15 protein-coding genes are annotated in these 18,603 nt (G+C 67.8%); 10 read left to right on the top strand and 5 right to left on the bottom strand.

What is annotated here, in order from left to right; all coding sequences use genetic code 11:
• The first annotated feature begins 202 nt into the window (after positions 1-202).
• Positions 203-1,489, top strand: a complete 1,287-nt coding sequence (locus ACFXGJ_RS00605) for a hypothetical protein (RefSeq protein WP_378615384.1) — start codon at positions 203-205, stop codon at positions 1,487-1,489.
• A gap of 2 nt (positions 1,490-1,491) precedes the next feature.
• Positions 1,492-2,307 (top strand): polysaccharide deacetylase family protein, encoded by an 816-nt coding sequence (locus ACFXGJ_RS00600; RefSeq protein WP_378615382.1) that lies wholly within the window; start codon positions 1,492-1,494, stop codon positions 2,305-2,307.
• 32 nt (positions 2,308-2,339) lie between these two features.
• Here ACFXGJ_RS00600 and ACFXGJ_RS00595 read toward each other — a convergent pair whose 3' ends face one another.
• A complete protein-coding gene (locus ACFXGJ_RS00595) occupies positions 2,340-3,179 on the bottom strand; it encodes a ZIP family metal transporter (RefSeq protein ID WP_378615380.1) in 840 nt (279 codons plus the stop codon).
• 276 nt (positions 3,180-3,455) lie between these two features.
• Between ACFXGJ_RS00595 and ACFXGJ_RS00590 the strand changes: the two genes are divergently transcribed.
• The 3 genes from ACFXGJ_RS00590 (at position 3,456) to ACFXGJ_RS00580 (ending at position 7,088) form a co-directional block, all read left to right on the top strand.
• Positions 3,456-4,850: an amino acid permease gene (locus tag ACFXGJ_RS00590; RefSeq protein ID WP_378615378.1), complete on the top strand. Its 1,395-nt coding sequence runs from the start codon at positions 3,456-3,458 to the stop codon at positions 4,848-4,850.
• Positions 4,851-4,937: 87 nt separating this feature from the next.
• On the top strand, positions 4,938-6,485 hold the full coding sequence (hutH, locus tag ACFXGJ_RS00585; RefSeq protein WP_378615540.1) for a histidine ammonia-lyase: 1,548 nt from the start codon (positions 4,938-4,940) through the stop codon (positions 6,483-6,485).
• 18 nt (positions 6,486-6,503) lie between these two features.
• Entirely contained in the window at positions 6,504-7,088 is a 585-nt protein-coding gene (locus ACFXGJ_RS00580; RefSeq protein WP_378615376.1) for a HutD family protein, read from the top strand.
• Between the two features lie 140 nt (positions 7,089-7,228).
• Here ACFXGJ_RS00580 and ACFXGJ_RS00575 read toward each other — a convergent pair whose 3' ends face one another.
• The gene (locus ACFXGJ_RS00575; RefSeq protein WP_378615374.1) at positions 7,229-7,870 is read right to left on the bottom strand and encodes a hypothetical protein; all 642 of its coding nucleotides are present in this window, start codon (positions 7,868-7,870) and stop codon (positions 7,229-7,231) included.
• Positions 7,871-8,049: 179 nt separating this feature from the next.
• Here ACFXGJ_RS00575 and ACFXGJ_RS00570 point away from each other — a divergent pair, with 179 nt between their 5' ends.
• The 4 genes from ACFXGJ_RS00570 to ACFXGJ_RS00555 all read left to right on the top strand — a co-directional run bounded on the left by ACFXGJ_RS00570 (position 8,050) and on the right by ACFXGJ_RS00555 (position 13,611).
• A complete protein-coding gene (locus ACFXGJ_RS00570) occupies positions 8,050-9,330 on the top strand; it encodes an amidohydrolase family protein (RefSeq protein ID WP_378615372.1) in 1,281 nt (426 codons plus the stop codon).
• 101 nt (positions 9,331-9,431) lie between these two features.
• Positions 9,432-10,166: a hypothetical protein gene (locus ACFXGJ_RS00565; RefSeq protein WP_378615369.1), complete on the top strand. Its 735-nt coding sequence runs from the start codon at positions 9,432-9,434 to the stop codon at positions 10,164-10,166.
• A gap of 3 nt (positions 10,167-10,169) precedes the next feature.
• Entirely contained in the window at positions 10,170-12,152 is a 1,983-nt protein-coding gene (locus ACFXGJ_RS00560) for a YhgE/Pip family protein (RefSeq protein WP_378615367.1), read from the top strand.
• 82 nt (positions 12,153-12,234) lie between these two features.
• Positions 12,235-13,611: a glutamate decarboxylase gene (locus ACFXGJ_RS00555; protein ID WP_378615365.1), complete on the top strand. Its 1,377-nt coding sequence runs from the start codon at positions 12,235-12,237 to the stop codon at positions 13,609-13,611.
• 188 nt (positions 13,612-13,799) lie between these two features.
• On the opposite strand, the gene hutG is transcribed toward ACFXGJ_RS00555, so the two are convergent.
• Genes hutG through hutU form a run of 3 tightly spaced genes read right to left on the bottom strand, consistent with a single transcriptional unit; the run spans position 13,800 to position 17,625 of the window.
• The gene (gene hutG / locus ACFXGJ_RS00550; protein WP_378615363.1) at positions 13,800-14,759 is read right to left on the bottom strand and encodes a formimidoylglutamase; all 960 of its coding nucleotides are present in this window, start codon (positions 14,757-14,759) and stop codon (positions 13,800-13,802) included.
• Positions 14,756-15,952: an imidazolonepropionase gene (gene hutI, locus ACFXGJ_RS00545; RefSeq protein ID WP_378615361.1), complete on the bottom strand. Its 1,197-nt coding sequence runs from the start codon at positions 15,950-15,952 to the stop codon at positions 14,756-14,758. Before hutI ends, hutG begins: the two co-directional genes overlap by 4 nt.
• A gap of 2 nt (positions 15,953-15,954) precedes the next feature.
• The gene (gene hutU / locus ACFXGJ_RS00540) at positions 15,955-17,625 is read right to left on the bottom strand and encodes a urocanate hydratase (RefSeq protein WP_378615359.1); all 1,671 of its coding nucleotides are present in this window, start codon (positions 17,623-17,625) and stop codon (positions 15,955-15,957) included.
• Positions 17,626-17,817: 192 nt separating this feature from the next.
• On the opposite strand from hutU, the gene hutC reads away from it, so the two are divergent.
• A complete protein-coding gene (gene hutC / locus ACFXGJ_RS00535; protein WP_378615357.1) occupies positions 17,818-18,576 on the top strand; it encodes a histidine utilization repressor in 759 nt (252 codons plus the stop codon).
• Positions 18,577-18,603: the final 27 nt, after the last annotated feature.

Genomic DNA, 18,603 nt, shown 5'->3' with positions numbered 1-18,603 from the left:
GCGATCGTCGAATGGAAGGGCCCTCGTCGGGTGTTTACTGGTGCTTGCGGGGCGCGCCGGCCCTGGTCCGAGTAGCCCGAGATCGCGGTGGCCGAGGTGGAGCTGCCGCCCGGGCCGGTCGGCCCACCACCGTCGCCGCAGTCGAACGCCGAATCGTGTTGCCGCTGACCGAGCTCTACACCCGACAGTGAGGGGACGGGCAATGGGACTGTCGAAGGCGTTGCTGCGCACACTGACTGCGGCGATCGCTGCGGTCACGACGATCACCGGAATGGCGGGCGTGCTCCCGGCGACCGCCGCGGGACAGGCGCAGGCACCTCCGGAACTCGGCTGCGCCTGGCAGTTCATGTCGAACAGCACCGTGCTCAATGTCGCGTTTCCGGACGCCAACGCGACCTACTGGGTGCTGCCGTACGCGCTGGGCCCGGGTGAGCGGATCGAGCTCGCCGGGCAATATCCGCGCGCGCGGTACATGTCGCTGAACACCTACGGCACCAACTTCGACACCGTCGACACCCTCCGGGACAACCAGATCACGCCGGATCCCGGCAGCGTCAACCCCTTCGCCGCCCCGGGTACGGCCCCGGCTGCGCAGGGGCGCTGGCACGCGACGGTGGTGCCCGGAGCGGCGGACCACGCCGCCAACCAGATCCGGGGTCTGCCCGCCGCGGGCCAGTCCACGCCGCTCGGGTTCCTGATCATCCGGGTGTACGTGCCCGACGACCGGAACTCGGCAGCCGGGGGAGTACCGCTGCCGGAGGTCACCCTGGTGCGCGGCGACGGCGCGGTCCGTACACCGGTCCCGACCTGCGGCGCAGCGTTCGATCCCGCCACCGCCCCGAACGGTCAAGTGAACCAGGCCCTGACGGCCGCCTTCGACAACGTGATCGCGGGCGCCGCCTCCGGCGCATTCCCCGGCAACGTGCCCGAGGCCACCTTCGTCAATCCGGCCAGCACGTCCGGCCTGTTTCCCAACGGCGACAACAAGTATCTCGGCGCCGGGCTGACCTATCAGCCCGGCCGGATCGTCGTGGTCCGCGGCCGAGCCCCGACCTTCCCGGACACCCGGGGCGGGGCGCCGCCGACCGAACCCGGCGTGCAGGTGCGGTACTGGTCGATGTGCCAGAACGACCAGGTCTCGCCGTATCCGGTGGTCGCGTGCGCCGCCGACTTCCAGACCCGGGTCGACTCGGCCGGCAACTACACGTACGTGGTCGCGGCACCGGCAGACGTACCCACCACGGCCGCAACCGATCCGACCGTCACCGTGCTGCCGTGGGGATCCACCGACGTGCCGAAGAAGGTGCTCTTCATGCGGCACATGCTGCCGAGCGCGCAGTTCTATCCGCAGTCGGTGCAGGCCTCGCAGGACCAGCACAGCGATCCCGCGACGTCGATGGGCGCGTACTACCCCGAGGCGACGTACTGCTCGACCTCGACGTTCGACAGCGGCGGGTACCGGGCATGTTTCGGCTCCGGAGGTCGGTAGTCGTGCCGGGCCGACACCTGGATCGGCGCACCCTGTTTCGGCTGGTCGGTGCCGGCGTCCTCGTTCTCGCAGGCGGCACAGGAACCGCCAATGCCGATCCGGCGCGCACGGCCGACCCCGGCTTCGTGCTGCCGCCGCTGCCACCACTACCGCCGATCCCGGCATTGCCCGTTCCGCCCGGTCCACCGCTCGCGCCACGCGTACCGGCGCCGCTCGGCGTGATCACCCAGTTGCCCGGCGGCGGCAACCTCCTCGCATTGACCGTGGACGACGGCACCACCTCGGACGTCGTCGCCGCGTACGTGCAGCTGTGCCGGGACACCGGATTTCGGATCACCTTCTTCCCGAACGGCGTCAACCGATCGTGGACCGACAATGCGCCGGCGCTGCGGCCGATGGTCGAGTCCGGCCAGGTCGTGCTCGGCAACCACACCTGGTCACACCCGGACATCACGACGCTGTCGCCGCGCGCTCTCGCCGACCAGATCAACCGAAATTCCGACTTCCTGCGCAACATGTACGGAGTCACCGGAGCACCCTTCTTCCGGCCGCCGTACGGACGACACAACGCGAGCACCGACCGCGTGGCCGCGGATCTCGGCTACTCCACGATCACGTTGTGGAGCGGCACCATCGGCGACTCGGTGATCGTCACCGAGTCGGATGTCGTGGCCGCGGCGAAGCGGTCGTTCCAACCGCAAACCATCGTGCTGTGCCACGCCAATCAGCGCGTCGTCCCGCGCACATTCCCGCAGCTCGTCGAGATCGTGAACAGTCGCAACCTCCGCACGGTCACGCTGTCCGACGTCTACTTCTAGCCGGGCGGACCCGGTCGGCGGTGCGCGCCGGTTCAGGCTCCGGCCGCGGTGACCACGGCGTCGGTGACGAATCCGAGGACCACACCGAGCAGGATGCCCCAGGTGACGAGTTCCTTCATCCCGCTGGCGCGCGCCACCGCGAGCAGCTCGATCACCACGTAGAGGATCGAGCCGGCGGCAAGAGTGAGGAACCCGATCGAGAGGGTGCTGTTGGTGACGTGCTCGCCGACGACCGTGCCGAGGAACGTCGGTCCGCCGGCGATCAGTCCCAGCAACGCGAGTCGACCCCACGAGGGCCGGGTGCCGGCGGCGGCGAGCGGTGCGACGATGCCGAATCCCTCCGTCGCATTGTGCAGCCCGAATCCGATGACCAGGAGGACGGCGAGCTGAAGTTCGCCGGTGGCGGCGGAGGTACCGATCGCCAGCCCCTCGGCGAAGTTGTGCAGGCCGATGCCGACAGCGATCATCATCGACAGGGCGGCGACTCGGGATCGGACCGCGGCACTCGCGGGATAGTCGGTGATCGAGGCCGCGCCGGGTCCGCCGCCGGACCGGCCGGCGGCCGCCGCGACTCGGTGCGCGACCCGCCGGTCGAAGTAGACGAGGCCGAGCAGTCCCACGCCGAAGCAGCCGACGAAGACCAGGCCGTTGCCGATCGCGGGTCCGTAGTCGTGGTCGCTCAGCGCTGTGTCGATCGGCTCCCACGCATGGCTGAGGACGTCCCACAGCAGGAAGATCAGGATGCCGATGGCGACCGCGTTGAGGAGCGCACGCAGCCGGGGAGCGGGTGACCGGAGCCTGCCGACCGGCAGGCCGAGGAAGACCGTGAATCCTGCGATCGCACCGAGCAGCGCGATACCGGTTGGAGTCATTGTCGATCGCCTTCAGTCGATGTGGTGCCACCCCCGCCAGGCCTCGAAGCTTAGGTAAGGCTAGCCCCGCTTCGGCGCGGCTGTCGAGTGCCGACGCGTCGCCGGCCCGCTCGCCCGGCCGTGCCGGAACCGGACGTCCACGCACAGCCGCCCGAGAAAGTCGTCCGAGAAAGTCGTCAGGCTGTATATACAGGCATATACCTCCTCTGCTACTGTGACTCACCGCACAGTTGGCAAGGGCCGAATCGCTGCCAGCACAGTCCAGGGAGATCGCTTGTGAAAGACACCGTCGCGACGCTGACCAGAGGTTTGTCGGCACGCCACATCAGGTTCATCGCTCTCGGTTCCGCCATTGGCACCGGGCTCTTCTACGGCTCCGCGGAGGCGATAAACCAGGCAGGGCCGTCCGTGCTGCTGGCGTACTTGATCGGCGGTGCGGTGATCTACATCGTGCTCCGTGCGCTCGGCGAGATGGCGGTGAGCAACCCGGTGTCGGGTTCGTTCGGCGAGTACGCGAGCAAACACCTGGGTCCGCTAGCCGGCTTCGCGACGGGATGGACCTACACCTTCGAGATGGTCGTGGTCTGCCTGGCCGACGTGACGGCCTTCGGCGTCTACATGGGCTTCTGGTTTCCGGACGTGCCGCGGTGGATCTGGGTGTTGTCGGTCATCTTCTTCATAGGCGCGATCAACATGCTCAGCGTCAAGGTCTTCGGTGAGGTGGAGTTCTGGTTCACGATCGTCAAGATCGTGGCGATCGTGGCGATGATCGCCGGTGGCATCGCGGTCCTGGTGTTCGGGTTCGGTCTCCACGACACCAGCGAGGGGGTGTCGAACCTGTGGAATGAAGGAGGGTTCTTCGCCACCGGGATCGGCGGATTCCTCGGCTGCTTCGCGATCGTGATGTTCGCGTTCGGCGGCACCGAGATCATCGGCATCACGGCCGGTGAGGCCGAGGACCCGGAGCGCACGATTCCACGGGCGATCAACACCGTGCCCATCCGGATCATCGTCTTCTACGTGCTCACGCTCGCCGTGATCATGGCGATCACCCCATGGCAGAGCATCGGCTCCGAGGGCAGCCCCTTCGTACAGATCTTCCAGGGACTCGGCATCGGCCCGGCCGCGACGGTCCTGAATGTCGTGGTGATCACCGCCGCGTTGTCCGCGATCAACAGTGACATCTTCGGCGCCGGGCGCATGATGTACGGGATGGCGCAGCGCGGCCAGGCTCCCGCGGTGATGAGTCGGGTCTCCCGTAACGGGGTCCCGTGGATGACGGTGGTCATCATGGTCGCCGCGCTCCTGGTCGGGGTGGTCCTCAACTACGCGATGCCGGACCGGGTCTTCCTCGTCATCGCATCGATCGCGACCTTCGCGACGATCTTCGTCTGGCTGATGATCCTGCTCGCCCAGTACCGCTCGCGGCAGAGGATGAGCGCGGACGAGACCGCCGCCCTGAAGTTCCCGGTGCCGTTCTGGCCATACGGACAGTTGATCGCGATCGGGTTCCTGGTGTTCGTGGTCGCAGTGCTGGGCTTCAACGCCGACACCCGCGTCGCACTCGTCGTCGGAGCGGTGTGGCTGGCTCTGCTGGCCCTCGCGTTCCGCCGGTGGGTGCGACCGCAGCCCGAGCCGGCCGAAGCCGAACTCGCGAACCGGCCCTCCTGAGCCGACCGGCAGATTTTCGCTACCCCTCATTCGAAACGGAGAACAATCATGAGCACGAACACCCTTCCGCACACGGAGAAGCACGCAATGGACAACAGTGAACCCGTCGTCGTCGGAGTCGGCGCCGTCACGCCGGAGGACGTCGTGCGCGTCGCCCGGTTCGGCGCGCCGGTGCGGCTCTCCGAGGAGGCCCTCTCGGCGATCGGCGCCAGCCGGACCCGGATCCAGGCACTCGCCGAGGATCCGAAGCCGGTGTACGGGGTGTCGACGGGATTCGGCGCCCTGGCCACCCGGCACATCCCGCTGGAGCTGCGGGCGCAGCTCCAGCGCAGCCTGATCCGCTCGCACGCCGCCGGATCCGGCCCGGAGGTGGAGCGCGAGGTGATCCGGGCGCTGATGCTCCTGCGGCTCTCCACGCTGGCGACCGGCCGGACCGGCGTCCGCCCGGAGGTGGCCCAGGTCTACGCGGCGATGCTGTCCGCCGGCATCACCCCGGTCGTCCACGAGTACGGCAGCCTCGGCTGCTCGGGCGACCTCGCGCCGCTCGCACACGTGGCGCTGGCCGTCATCGGGGAGGGCACCGTCCGCGACGCCGACGGCGAGCTCAAGCCGGCCGCCGAGGCGCTGGCCGCGGCCGGTATCGAACCGGTCGAGCTCCGGGAGAAGGAGGGCCTGGCCCTCATCAACGGCACCGACGGCATGCTCGGCATGCTGGTCCTGGCCTGCCACGACCTGCGCAAGCTGCTCGCGCTCGCCGACGTCACCGCCGCGATGAGCGTCGAGGGCCTGATGGGCACGGACAAGGTGTTCGCCGCGGACCTGCAGGCGCTGCGGCCGCAGCCCGGTCAGGCGGTGGCGGCCGCGAACATGACCCGGCTGCTCGCCGGCTCGGGAATCGTCGCCAGCCACGCCACCCCCGACTGCACGGTCGTGCAGGACGCCTACTCGCTGCGGTGCGCACCGCAGGTCGCGGGCGGGGCCCGCGACACCGTCGCGCACGCGGAGCGCATCGCGTCCTTCGAGCTGGCGAGCGCCGTCGACAACCCGGTGGTGACCCTTGACGGCCGGGTCGAGTCGAACGGCAACTTCCACGGCGCACCGGTCGCGTACGTGCTCGACTTCCTCGCGATCGTCGTCGCCGACCTGGCCAGCATGAGCGAGCGGCGGACCGACCGGTTCCTCGACGCCGCACGCAACCACGGTTTGCCTCCGTTCCTGGCCGACGACCCTGGCGTGGACAGCGGGCACATGATCGCGCAGTACACGCAGGCGGCGATCGTGTCCGAGCTCAAGCGGCTCGCGGCACCGGCGAGCGTCGACTCGATCCCGTCCTCCGCGATGCAGGAGGATCACGTGTCGATGGGCTGGTCGGGCGCCCGCAAGCTGCGGCGGGCCGTCGACGGCCTCACCCGGGTGCTCGCCATCGAGGCGCTCACCGCCGCCCGTGGCCTGGACCTGCGCGCCCCGCTCGAGCCGTCGCCGGCGACCGGCGCCGTGCGGGACACCATCCGTGAGCACGTGCAGGGGCCGGGCACGGACCGGTACCTGGCGCCGGAGATCGAGTCCGCGGTGCAGCTCGCCGCGTCGGGGGCGCTGCTCGACAGCGCCGAGGCCGTCGTCGGCAAGCTCGGCTGATACCCGCCGCACCCCGAGATGAGTTTTCGGACGGCCGGTGAAACCGGCTACGGGACAACGTCGTTCCGCACCACGGTGTCCGACCGCAGGGTGGTGCCTTGGCTCAACGGCCAGGGCACCACCCAGGTGGTTGCGGAGACCGACAACTGGCGCGTGAGCATCGCCGAGGAACCGCTCCAGTCGACCTTCTCGGTGATCGAGGGCTACGACCGGCTGATCACCCCCATCGGCTCGGTCGCCCTCGAACTCACCGGGCCGCCCTTCTCCGCAACGCCGGACGGCCTCGATGCGGGCACCGTCGTGCGCCACGTGGTCGAGCCGCTGCACGTGTTCGCGTTCCCGGGGGAGTGGGCGCCGACCTCGCGGGCGACCGGTCGCACCCGGGCCCTCAACGTCATGACCAGGCGGGGAGTGGTCGACATGACGGTGGAGATCGGGTCCTCGGCGATCCCCGACCGTTCCAGTTCGGTCCGGATCTGTCTCGATCTCGTGACCGAGGACGCCCTGATCGTGCCACCTGGCGAAGTGATGCCATCAGGAGGAGAGGGCAGCCGCGCGATCATCTCGATATCGGCCTCGAACAGAACCACAACGAACGTGTAGGCGCCGCCGTCGAGATGCCGCGGCGAGGAGCGAGACACTCTGGGCTGGAAGTGGATCGGAGTCGCGACCCGCGGGTGAGTCGCCCGCCTCATCCGGGTCGGGCCCACGTGTTCCAGCGAAAGCGCGGGTGTTGCTGAGAGTCACATCGCTTCGGCGAGGGCCGGAGCGGGCCGGTCGCTCTTCCCGAGGAACACTGCGGAGGCGAGCAGGAAGCACACCGCACCGACGAAGGTGCCGATGTTTGCCATATTGGGGTCGAGGGTGTTTCCGTCCTTGAGGACGAAGGATCCGATCGCGGACACCCCGAATGCGATGGAACCCAGGGTGTTGAGCCACACGCTTTGCCAGTCCTTCACCTGCGGGGCCCAGTAGGTTCCAGCTCGGGTCAGGATGAGCACCGCCAACGCGCTTGAGATGAGGAACGCGAGTGAGCCTTCTGCATTGGGGTTCCACACGAGGTGCATCTCTCCCCGAACCGTGTGCGCGTACAACGCGGCCCCGGTGCTGACGTTGAACAGGATCGTTCCGAGCAACTGTACCGCCGCGGACAACCACACTGCACGGATCGCAGGTTTGCCGGAGTCCAGAGTCGTCGCAGGCAGGCTGAGAACCAGCTGGAGGAACGCTGCGGTCGTGAAGAACCACGAGCCGGCGAAAAAGAGGACGTTCGCGAGCGTGGCTCCGAACAGCACGGAGAGGTAGGGGGCCGAACCGAGTGCGAACAGTGTCGACCCGATCACGAAACCCCATGACTGCATTCGCAGTGTCGGGTGAATCAACATGCGCTGCACAGTAGTTCGTCGATGTGCTTCCCGCAGAAGAAGTTTCATCCGAACACAGGGCGCAGGCACACACCCGAAGTCAACACAATGCGCCCCATTCTCGACGAATCACGTCTTTGTGTACTGCTTTATGTATTGTTTGACGGCATCTATGACGTGCATGGTGTTAGCGTCCCGATATGACGGCCACTTCGGAAGCTGCAAATCGTTTGTTGTTCCGTAACGTTCGTGTCTTCGACGGTGTTTCGCCGTCACTCGCCGCCGGTGACGTCCTGATCGAGGGAGCGTCGATCGCCGGCGTGTCCGACTCTCCGGTGGGGGATGATCCGAGCCGGGAAACCGTGGTCATCGACGGCGGAAACCGCGTCCTCATGCCCGGTATGAGCGATGCTCATGTTCATCTGGTCGGAAATGCCAATTCCTACGTCGACATGGTGGCGGGCACCGAGGCCCACATCGCACTCAACGGCCTCGCCGAGGCGAAGAACATGCTCCACCGCGGATTCACCGCGGTGCGGGACATGGCCGGCGACACCGGAAGCATCAAGTCGGTGATCGACCGCGGACTTTTCGAAGGCCCCCGAATCTACCCATCGCAGGCCGCGGTGTCGCAAACCGGCGGCCACGGTGACTTCGGATTCGTCTACGAATGCCCAACCGCCCTCGGCGGCAATCAGAGTCGCGCCGAGGAGATCGGTTTCATGCGCGTCGCCGACGGTCCCGAGCGGGTTCTCGCCGCCGTGCGCGAGCAACTGAAGAAGGGTGCGTCGCAGATCAAGATGATGGTCGGCGGCGGCGCCGCGTCACTGTACGACCCGCTCTACACAGTCCAGTTCACCGACCCGGAGCTGCGCGCGGCGGTGAACGCAGCCACCGACTACGGCACGTACGTCGCGACACACGTCTACAACGTCACCGGCATCCGGCGTGCGATCGCCGCCGGGGTCAAGTCGATCGAACATGGACACCTCGCCGACGAGGAAACCATCGCCCTCATGGCGGACAAGGGAATCTGGCTGTCCATGCAACCCTTCGCGCTGGGTGATCACCACTACCCGGATCCGAACCGCGCCGAGAAGGACCGCGAGATCTGTGCCGGCACGGACGCCGTCTACGGATGGGCACGCAAACACGGCGTCAAGACTGCATGGGGCACAGACCTTCTCCTCGAACCCCAACTCGCCCCTCGGCAGAGCGAGATGGCGGCACGCCTGGGTGACCACTACAGCAACGTCGATGCCCTGCGCATGCTCACCTCGGGCAACGCCGAACTGTTCCGCCTCGCCGGCGAGCGTGATCCCTACCGCCAGGCGCCTTTCGGAGAGATCAAGAAGGGAGCGTGGGCAGACGTGCTGCTCGTCGACGGGAACCCACTCGACGACCTCAGTCTCCTCTCCGACCCGGCCAAGCACCTGTCGGTCATCGTCAAGAACGGCCAGGTCGTCAAAAACACTCTCTGACAACCCATGCCACCTGATCTGCCGCTGTCGGGCCGCGGATCGACCATCGCTCGAAGAACACACCGCACAGTTCTGCCACACCCTCGTCCCAGGAGGCCGAGTTGGTCGAAACAGACATCGAGAGTTGGAAGCTGCCACGACGCACCGATGGAACACTGGTATCGGCGCGCGGAATCGAGCTCGACGGCCCGTGGGGCCACGTGTTCGGCCCTCTCGACCTAGACATCGACGCCGGCGGTGTGACCGTCATCGCGGCCCAATCCGGAGCGGCGCGAACGGCCCTGCTGATGACATTGTGCGGCCGGATGCGACTGTCCGGTGGGGCGTTGACCGTCCTGGGCTTCAGCAAGCCTACGACGGTGTTGGCGAACTCCGCGATCGCCTGCCTGAACGAACTCGACGAGGTGAGCCCGTCCGTCACCGTCCGTGACCTCGTCACCGAGCAACTCCGCTGGAATTCACCCTGGTACCGGCTGGTCCCTCGGGTGAACGACGACGGAGTCCGGGACATGTGCGCACAGACGTTCGGTGAGGTCGATCTGCCACCACTGAACGCGTTCGTCGACGACCTCCCCGAGATCCAGCAACTGCTGCTGCGGATCGCGGTCGCCAACACCCGACGCCCACCGTTGCTGGTCGTCGGTCGCATCGACAAGATCGCCGACGACACCGAACGAGAAGTCCTGCTCGAGCGGCTCGTCGCACTCGGCGAGCGCCAGTCGGTCATCACCGCGGACGTCAACGCCACCGAGTCGATGCCGAGTGTCCACAAGGTCGTCGACATGCACGGACTGCTGGGCGCCGGGGACATCGGCGTCATGACGGAAGGGAGATAGCCGATGCTCGCGGGTGTGTCCCTCGGCAGTGACTCGAAGCGTTACTTCCGTGGCACGATGCCGCGGATCGCAATCATCACGATCATCCTCATGCCGCTGCTCTACGGCGCCATGTATCTGTGGGCTTTCTGGAATCCCTTCGGCAACGTGGACAAGATCCCCGCCGCCATCGTGAACAACGACACCGGACTGGCACCGGACGGCCAGAAGGTCGATGCGGGCGATCAGGTGGTCAAGTCGCTCATTGCGTCCGGCCAACTCGACCTCGACGAGGTCTCCCAGCAAGAGGCCGAGGCCGGCCTCTCGAGCGGCAAGTACTACTACACGATCACCCTGCCCGAGAACTTCACCGCCGCAGTCGAATCCCCGAACGGCGACAGTCCCGAGAAGGCGAACCTGACGTTCACCTTCAACGATGCCAACAATTACCTCGCGACCATCATTGGCCAGGACGCCTCCGAGCAGGTGATCAACCAGGTCAACTCGACGATCGGTGCGCAGGGGGTCGGGCAGGTGCTCACCGGTCTGCAGAGCGCAGGGGCGGGCCTGACTCGAGCTGCCGACGGCGCCGGGCAGCTCGCCTCCGGGATCGACACCGCCAAGGGCGGCGCCGACCAGGTCAGCTCGGGTGCGAACGAACTCGCGACGAACATGGTCACCGCGGAATCCGGATCGGCGCAACTGGCGAGCGGCGCAGCCCAACTCGCGACGGCGATCGACGGGGCTACCACCCCGTTGATCAATGCTCTCGACAGTGGTGCCGTCCCGAACGTCGGCGGCCAGGTGTCCGAGCTCAGGAAATCACTGGAGGCCCTGGGGAACCGACTGCCGCAGGCGGCGCCCGCGCCCGTCACCGCAGTCTCGCAGGCACTCGAGATTCTCCGGCAGAGCGCGGATCCCCTCGTTCAGCGGGCTGTGGCTGCGCTGTCGCCCCTCACCGCCGGGCAGGTGCGTGGTGACACGGGGGAGCTGCAGGCGGAGATCGTTCGACTCAGCGGCGATGCCCGCGCGGTCGAATACCAGCTCACCGACCCCAGCAGCCCGTTGCAGTCCGGTCTGGCGATGCTGCAGAACGGCGGGATCGCGTCGGACCTGCGCCAGTTGCGCGGTGGCGCCGACGAGCTCAGCAGTGGTGCAGCAACTCTGAGTTCTGGACTGGTCCAGCTGACCGACGGCAGCAAACAGCTCGCCGGCGGCGCCGGTCAGCTCGCGTCCGGGATGGGCACGTTGCAGTCCGGATCCACCGAACTGGCCGACGCGTTGCAGAAGGGCGCCGGTCAGGTGCCGAGCTGGACGGACGAGCAACGCACCGCCACTGCTGAGACACTGTCCACCCCCGTTGCGCTGCAACAGGATTACACCAACGAGGCACCGACATTCGGCACCGGTTTCGCGCCGTTCTTCCTGTCCCTGGCGTTGTTCGTCGGCGGCATCATCACCTGGATGCTGCTCACTCCGCTGCAGTCCCGGCCGACGGTCGGGGGTGTCGGCCTGTACCGGACGGTGCTCGCCTCCTACTGGCCGGCTCTGTTCGTCGGTGTTCTCCAGGTCCTGGTGATGTACGCGGTGGTCCACCTCGGAGTCGGACTCGACGTCAAACACGTCGCTGGCACCATCCTGTTCCTCGTCCTGATCTCCGCGACCTACCTGGCGATGATCCAGGCCTTCAACGCCATCTTCGGTGTCGCGGTCGGCCGCGTCGTCACGCTGGCGTTCCTGATGCTGCAACTGGTCTCCGCCGGCGGCATCTACCCCGTACCGACCACAGCCAAACCGTTCCAGTACATCCACCCGTTCGACCCGATGACCTACACCGTCAACGGGCTGCGTCAACTGACGATCGGGGAGCACGTCGACTCGCGGCTGTGGACCGCGATCGCCGTCCTCGTCGGCATCCTGCTCGTCTCCCTCACCGTGAGCGCACTCTCGGTACGCCGTAACCGCCGCTACACGATGGAACGCCTCTACCCCCCGATCGAGGTGTGACACGTCCACTCGCACGGCACCTCGATCCACCCGAGGAGCACCCTCTCGACCCTGTCAACCGTTCGACACTGTGGAGGAAGAAATGCCAGACAGCTTCGACGCCCCCGCCGAAACCCTTGCACCCGCGTACACCGGCCGACTCGGGACCGATACCGTTCCCGCACTCCGAATGCCGAAATCCGAAACGGATCCCGAGGCTGCCTACCGGTTCATCCACGACGAACTGATGCTCGACGGCAGCTCCCGACTGAACCTGGCGACATTCGTCACCACGTGGATGGATCCTCAGGCCGACAGGTTGATGGCCGAGACGTTCGACAAGAACATGATCGACAAGGACGAGTACCCACAGACCGCGGAGATCGAGACACGCTGCGTGAACATGGTCGCCGCATTGTTCAACGCGGACGACCTCGACGAGGCGGATCCCTCCTCCGCAACCGGGGTGTCCACGGTCGGCTCCTCGGAGGCGGTCATGCTCGCTGGACTCGCGCTCAAGTGGCAGTGGCGGCAAGGGCGCAGGGACGCCGGCCTGGACGACACGAAGCCGAACTTGATCCTCGGCAGCAATGTACAGGTGGTATGGGAGAAGTTCTGTCGCTACTTCGACGTCGAACCGAAGTACCTGCCGATGGCCAAGGGCCGCTACGTCATCACCCCCGAGCAGGTCCGTGACGCGGTCGACGAGAACACGATCGGTGTCGTCGGCATCCTCGGCACGACGTTCACCGGCGAACTCGAGCCGATCGCGGAGATCGCCTCCGTCCTCGACGAGATCGCGGCGAAGGGCGGCCCGGACGTGCCGATCCACGTCGACGCCGCCAGCGGCGGCTTCGTTGTTCCGTTCCTGCACCCGGAACTGAAGTGGGACTTCCGGATTCCCCGCGTCGTCTCGATCAACGTCAGCGGCCACAAGTACGGCATGACCTATCCCGGTATCGGGTTCGTCGTGTGGCGCTCGAAGGAACATCTGCCTGAGGACCTGGTCTTCCGGGTCAACTACCTCGGTGGCAACATGCCGACCTTCACCCTGAACTTCTCGCGTCCAGGCAATCAGGTTGTGGGTCAGTACTACAACTTCATCCGGCTCGGCGTCGCGGGATACACCCAGATCATGGAAGCGCTGCGGGACACCGCGCTGATGCTCTCGTCCGAGATCGCGAAGATCGACCACATGCGGATCATCACCGACGGCACCGCGATCCCGGTGCTGTCGTTCGAGGTCGAGGGCGACCCGGGGTTCACCGTCTTCGACATCTCGCACGAACTGCGGGCTCGCAGCTTCCAGGTTCCCGCCTACACCATGCCCGCCGACGCCGAGGACGTCGCGGTGCTCCGGATCGTGCTGAGGGAGGGCTTCAGTCGGGACATGGCCTACAAGTTGGTCCTGGCGATGAGGGATGTCGTGACACGGCTGAAGGCTGGTACCGAGCACACCGCGAAGGGATTTGCGCACTGAGTTCGTGATGGGAGGGACGGGCGCCGCCCACGGATGATCCTCGGTGACGGCGCTCGTCCTCGGATCCGCCGGCGCACCCAGGGAAGGGTGCGCCGAGCAACGAGTGCCGGTCGCTGCAGACCAACTGGAAATCCCCGGCTCGACGAGGCAGGGGGCACACGTCGAGCCGGGGACGATGGGGGACCGGGCTACGCCCGGCGAGCGAGCGCGGTGGTGACGATCCGGTGGATCAGCCGTGCCGCTGTCCGCGCGGTGCGATTGTCGATGTCGAGTCCCGGATTGAGCTCCGCGACGTCGAGCAGGGACAGCTTGCCGCTCCGAGCCACCAGGTCGCACACCCGCTGGATCACCTCGAGCGGCACACCGAACGCGGCCGGCGCGCTGACCCCGGGGGCGACCGCCGCGGGCAGCACGTCGAGATCGATCGTCAGGTAGACCACGTCGACGGCGTGGAGGAACTCCTCCACGAACGCCTCCACCGCCGCCAGGTTGGCTGCCGTGCAGTCGTCGTCGAGGAGGTGCCGCACGCCCAGTTCGGCCGCCGTCGCGAACAACGCCGGGGTGTTGCTGGGCTGCGAGATGCCCAGCACCGCGTAGTCGAGGGTTCGACCCAACGCGGCTTCGCGATCGGCCATCTGCCGGAACGGGGTCCCGGAGCTCGGTCGCGCGTCGCTCCGCAGGTCGAAGTGCGCGTCGAGGTTGAGCACGCCGAGGCGCGCGCCCGACGCGACGGCCGACGAGTTCGCGATGCCGAGATAGCTCCCGTATGCAACCTCGTGTCCACCACCGAGGACGGTGACGAGGCTTCCGGCGTCGAGCAGGCCGGTGACGGCAGCACCCAACCGGGCCTGGCCGCCGTCGAGATCCTCGTCGCCGACCTCGACGTCACCGGCGTCGAACAGGCGCACGGGGTGTGCGAGCGACATCGAGGCGAGCGCGGTACGCAACGCCGCCGGGCCCTCGGCCGCGCCGGTGCGGCCCTTGTTGCGGCGCACGCCCTCGTCGCTGCGGAACCCGATCAGAACGCCTGCACCGGAATCGGTTCGGCCTTCGAGGGGTGCAACCGCGCGGTGCCAGCGCAGATGTTCGGCGCCGGGCCCGTCGTCGCGCCCCGACCAGGCGCTGGGTGCGATGTCCACGTCCGTCATCGTCGGTACCCGTCCTTCCAGACCTCGCGCACCAGTGCCACCCCGGGCCGGTAGGCCAGGTGCAAATGCGACGGTGCGTCCAGCGCGATGAGGTCGGCCCGCGCGCCGACGGTGATGCGACCGATGTCGGTGCGCTGCAGCGCTGCCGCTCCGCCTGCGGTGGCCGCCCAGACGGCCTCGTCCGGGCTCATGTGCATCTCGCGCACCGCCAGCGCGATGCAGAACGGGATGCTGGTGGTGTAGCAGGTGCCGGGGTTGCAGTCCGCGGCGAGCGCCACCGTCGCGCCCGCGTCGAGCAGGGCGCGGGCATCGGGATACTTGTTGCGGGTGGAGAAGTCGGCGCCGGGCAACAGCGTGGCGACGGTGTCGCTCGCCGCGAGCGCCTCGACGTCGGCGTCGGTGGTGTAGGTGACGTGATCCACCGAGGCGGCGTTGAGCTCGACGGCCAGCTGCACCCCGGCGCCGTAGCTGAGCTGGTTGCCGTGCACCCGCGGCGTCAGTCCGGCCGCGATACCGGCCTCGAGGACGGCCCGCGACTGGTCCGCGTCGAACGCGCCCTCCTCGCAGAACACGTCGATCCACTTCGCGTGCGGGGCACACTTGGGGATCATCTCGCCGACGACCATCCGCACGTAGTCGTCGCTGCGGCCCGCGAACTCCGGGGGCGTGACGTGCGCGGCGAGCAGCGTCGTCTCCGCGGTGTGCGCCGCCGCGACCTCGAGGCTGCGCAACTCGTCGGGGACCGACTGCCCGTAGCCCGATTTCGTCTCGATCGTGGTGGTGCCCGAGTGCAACGACTCGGCCACCAGCCGGGCCACATTCGCGCCCAACTCCGCGTCCGAGGCGGCCCTGGTGGCGGCGATGGTGGTGCGGATACCACCCGCCGCGTAGGGGGCGCCGGTCATCCGGGCCGCGAACTCCTCGGCCCGCTCGCCACCGAAGACGAGGTGAGCGTGGCTGTCGACGAACCCGGGCAGGGCGGCCCGGCCGCGCAGGTCGTACCGCGAGCCCGCACTGCCCTCGGGGATCCGGGACCGCGGGCCCACCCACTGGACGATCCCGTCACCGATGACCACGGCGGCGTCGTGGATCAGGCCGAGCGGGCCCGTGCCGGTCTCCGGATCGTTGGTGACCAGGGTGCCGATGTTGTCGATGACCGTCCATCGGCCGCCCTGTCCGGGTGCGTCGAGCACGATTACGCCTCCCGCATCGGGATGCGCACGCCACGCTCGGCCGCGACCTGCGCCGCGTGCTCGTACCCAGCGTCGGCGTGCCGGATGACGCCCATGCCGGGATCGTTGGTGAGCACTCGCTCCAGCTTCTGCGCCGCCATCTCGCTGCCGTCCGCGATGCACACCTGGCCGGCGTGGATGGACCGGCCCATGCCGACGCCGCCGCCGTGGTGGATCGACACCCAGGAGGCGCCGGAGGCGGTGTTGACGAGCGCGTTGAGGAGCGGCCAGTCGGCGATGGCGTCGGAGCCGTCGGCCATGGCCTCGGTCTCACGGTACGGGGAGGCCACCGATCCGGAGTCGAGGTGGTCGCGGCCGATGGCCAGGGGCGCGGAGAGCTCGCCGGAGGCGACCATCTCGTTGAACTTCAGTCCGGCCTTGTGGCGTTCGCCGTAGCCGAGCCAGCAGATCCGGGCGGGCAGGCCCTCGAAGTGCACCTTCTCGCCCGCCATGGTGATCCAGCGCCTGAGGTGCTCGTTCTCGGGGAAGAGTTCGAGGATCGCCTTGTCGGTGGCCTCGATGTCCTTCGGGTCGCCGGACAGAGCGGCCCAGCGGAACGGCCCGAGGCCCTCCTCGAACAGCGGCCGGATGTAGGCGGGGACGAAGCCGGGGAACTCGAATGCCCTGTCGTAGCCGCCCTTTCGGGCCTCGTCGCGGATCGAGTTGCCGTAGTCGAAGACCTCGGCGCCGGCATCCATGAACCCGACCATCGCCTCGACGTGGGTCGCCATCGACTTCTGGGCCTCGAGGGTGAAGTGCTCGGGGTCCTTCTCGGCCATCGCGTGCCAGTCCTCGAGCGCGATACCGATCGGCAGGTAGGACAGCGGATCGTGCGCGGAGGTCTGGTCGGTGACGATGTCGATCGGGGCGCCCATCGCGAGCAGCGCCGGGAAGACCTCGGCCGCGTTGCCGACCAGGCCGATGGACAGCGGCTTACGCGCGTCGCGCATCTCGACGGCGAGCGCGAGGGCGGCGTCGATGCTCTCGGCCTTGGTGTCGAGGTAGCCGTGTGCGATCCGGCGGTCGATGCGGGACGGGTCGACGTCGACGCAGATGGCCACGCCATCGTTCATCGTGACCGCCAGCGGCTGGGCACCGCCCATGCCGCCCATGCCGGCGGTGAGGGTGATGGTGCCGGCGAGGGTGCCGCCGAACCTCTTGCGCGCCACGGCGCCGAAGGTCTCGTAGGTGCCCTGCAGGATGCCCTGGCTGCCGATGTAGATCCAGGAGCCGGCCGTCATCTGGCCGTACATCATCAGACCCTCGGCCTCGAGCTTGCGGAACTGCTCCCAGTTGGCCCAGTCGCCGACCAGGTTGGAGTTCGCGAGCAGTACCCTCGGCGCCCATTCGTTGGTGCGGAAGACTCCGACGGGCTTGCCGGACTGCACCAGCATCGTCTCGTCGGACTTCAGTGTCCGGAGCGTGCGGACGATCGCGTCGAAGGCCTCCCAGCTGCGCGCCGCCCGCCCGGTACCGCCGTAGACCACCAGGTCGTCGGGGCGCTCGGCCACCTCGGGGTCGAGGTTGTTCATCAGCATGCGCAGTGCACCCTCCTGCTGCCATCCCAGGCAGGTCAGGTCGGAGCCGTGCGGCGCCCGGACGGGTCGGGGGCCGGCGGGGGAGTTGTCGGTCATCGTGAGTCTCCTGACGAAAGGTTGTGATCCCCATGACACCGCCCCGACGCGCTCGGGAACAGTGCCTCCTCCGGAAGATCTCGGATACGAGACGGCGTGTGCCGGGTGCGTCCGGAGGGGATCGCGGGGTCCCGGCCGATAGACTGACGGAAACGAGAGTGCCCACGACTGGGGCGGAAGTGGATGGTGGCGATGGTGGCGATCGACGAGTCCGACGTAGCGTCGCTCTACCGGGCCCGCGGACATGACTCCGCGCCCGCCTACCAACGCGTGAAGAACCTGATCGCCGAGCAAATCGTCTCGGGCCGTTGGCCGCAGGGCGACCAGCTGCCGTCGGAGAACCAACTCGTCAACACGCTCGGGCTCTCTCGCATGACCGTCAACCGGGCCCTGCGTGAACTGACCGCGGACGGATTGGTGGTCCGACTCATGGGGGTCGGCACGTTCGTCGCCGAACGAAAGGTCAGCTCGGCACTTTTCGAGGTGCGCAACATCGCCGACGAGGTGGTGCGGAGGGGACATCGGCATCGCAGCGAGGTGGACTTCGTGCGGGCCGAACCTGCGGACGCACTGATCGCCCACCAGCTGGGGGTGCCGGACGGGAGTCCGGTATTCCATTCGCGGCTGGTGCATTTCGAGGACGACCTGGCCATCCAGGTCGAGGACCGGCACGTCAATCCGCAGATCGCACCCGACTACCTCGACCAGGACTTCACGGTGCAGACGCCGAACACCTACCTGATGACGGTGGCGCCGCTCGGCCGAGGGGAGCACGTGGTCGAGTCCGTCCTCGGCACGCCGGAGGAGTGCGTGCTGCTGGGCATCCCCGAGACCGAGCCGTGCTTGCTGATCCACCGTCGCACGTGGTCCGAGGGGAAACTCGTGAGCACGGCCCGGCTGGTGCACCCGGGTTCCCGTTACCGGCTCGAGGGCACCTTCGACGCACAGTGAGGCCCGAGCCGGTCGACCCCGGGGGTC

The sequence above is a fragment of the Rhodococcus sp. NPDC059234 genome, from assembly GCF_042754225.1.
GTDB lineage: Bacteria > Actinomycetota > Actinomycetes > Mycobacteriales > Mycobacteriaceae > Rhodococcus_G.
The sequence above is the reverse complement of the archived record's forward strand: the minus strand, read 5'-3'. Positions and strand labels throughout refer to the sequence as shown.

Coding starts and splice junctions, on each gene's coding strand:
- ACFXGJ_RS00605 (WP_378615384.1), top strand. CDS start 203: ATGGGACTGTCGAAGGCGTTGCTGCGCACACTGACTGCGGCGATCGCT.
- ACFXGJ_RS00595 (WP_378615380.1), bottom strand. CDS start 3,179: ATGACTCCAACCGGTATCGCGCTGCTCGGTGCGATCGCAGGATTCACG.
- hutH (WP_378615540.1), top strand. CDS start 4,938: ATGGACAACAGTGAACCCGTCGTCGTCGGAGTCGGCGCCGTCACGCCG.
- ACFXGJ_RS00580 (WP_378615376.1), top strand. CDS start 6,504: ATGAGTTTTCGGACGGCCGGTGAAACCGGCTACGGGACAACGTCGTTC.
- ACFXGJ_RS00575 (WP_378615374.1), bottom strand. CDS start 7,870: ATGTTGATTCACCCGACACTGCGAATGCAGTCATGGGGTTTCGTGATC.
- ACFXGJ_RS00570 (WP_378615372.1), top strand. CDS start 8,050: ATGACGGCCACTTCGGAAGCTGCAAATCGTTTGTTGTTCCGTAACGTT.
- ACFXGJ_RS00560 (WP_378615367.1), top strand. CDS start 10,170: ATGCTCGCGGGTGTGTCCCTCGGCAGTGACTCGAAGCGTTACTTCCGT.
- ACFXGJ_RS00555 (WP_378615365.1), top strand. CDS start 12,235: ATGCCAGACAGCTTCGACGCCCCCGCCGAAACCCTTGCACCCGCGTAC.
- hutG (WP_378615363.1), bottom strand. CDS start 14,759: ATGACGGACGTGGACATCGCACCCAGCGCCTGGTCGGGGCGCGACGAC.
- hutU (WP_378615359.1), bottom strand. CDS start 17,625: ATGACCGACAACTCCCCCGCCGGCCCCCGACCCGTCCGGGCGCCGCAC.
- hutC (WP_378615357.1), top strand. CDS start 17,818: ATGGTGGCGATCGACGAGTCCGACGTAGCGTCGCTCTACCGGGCCCGC.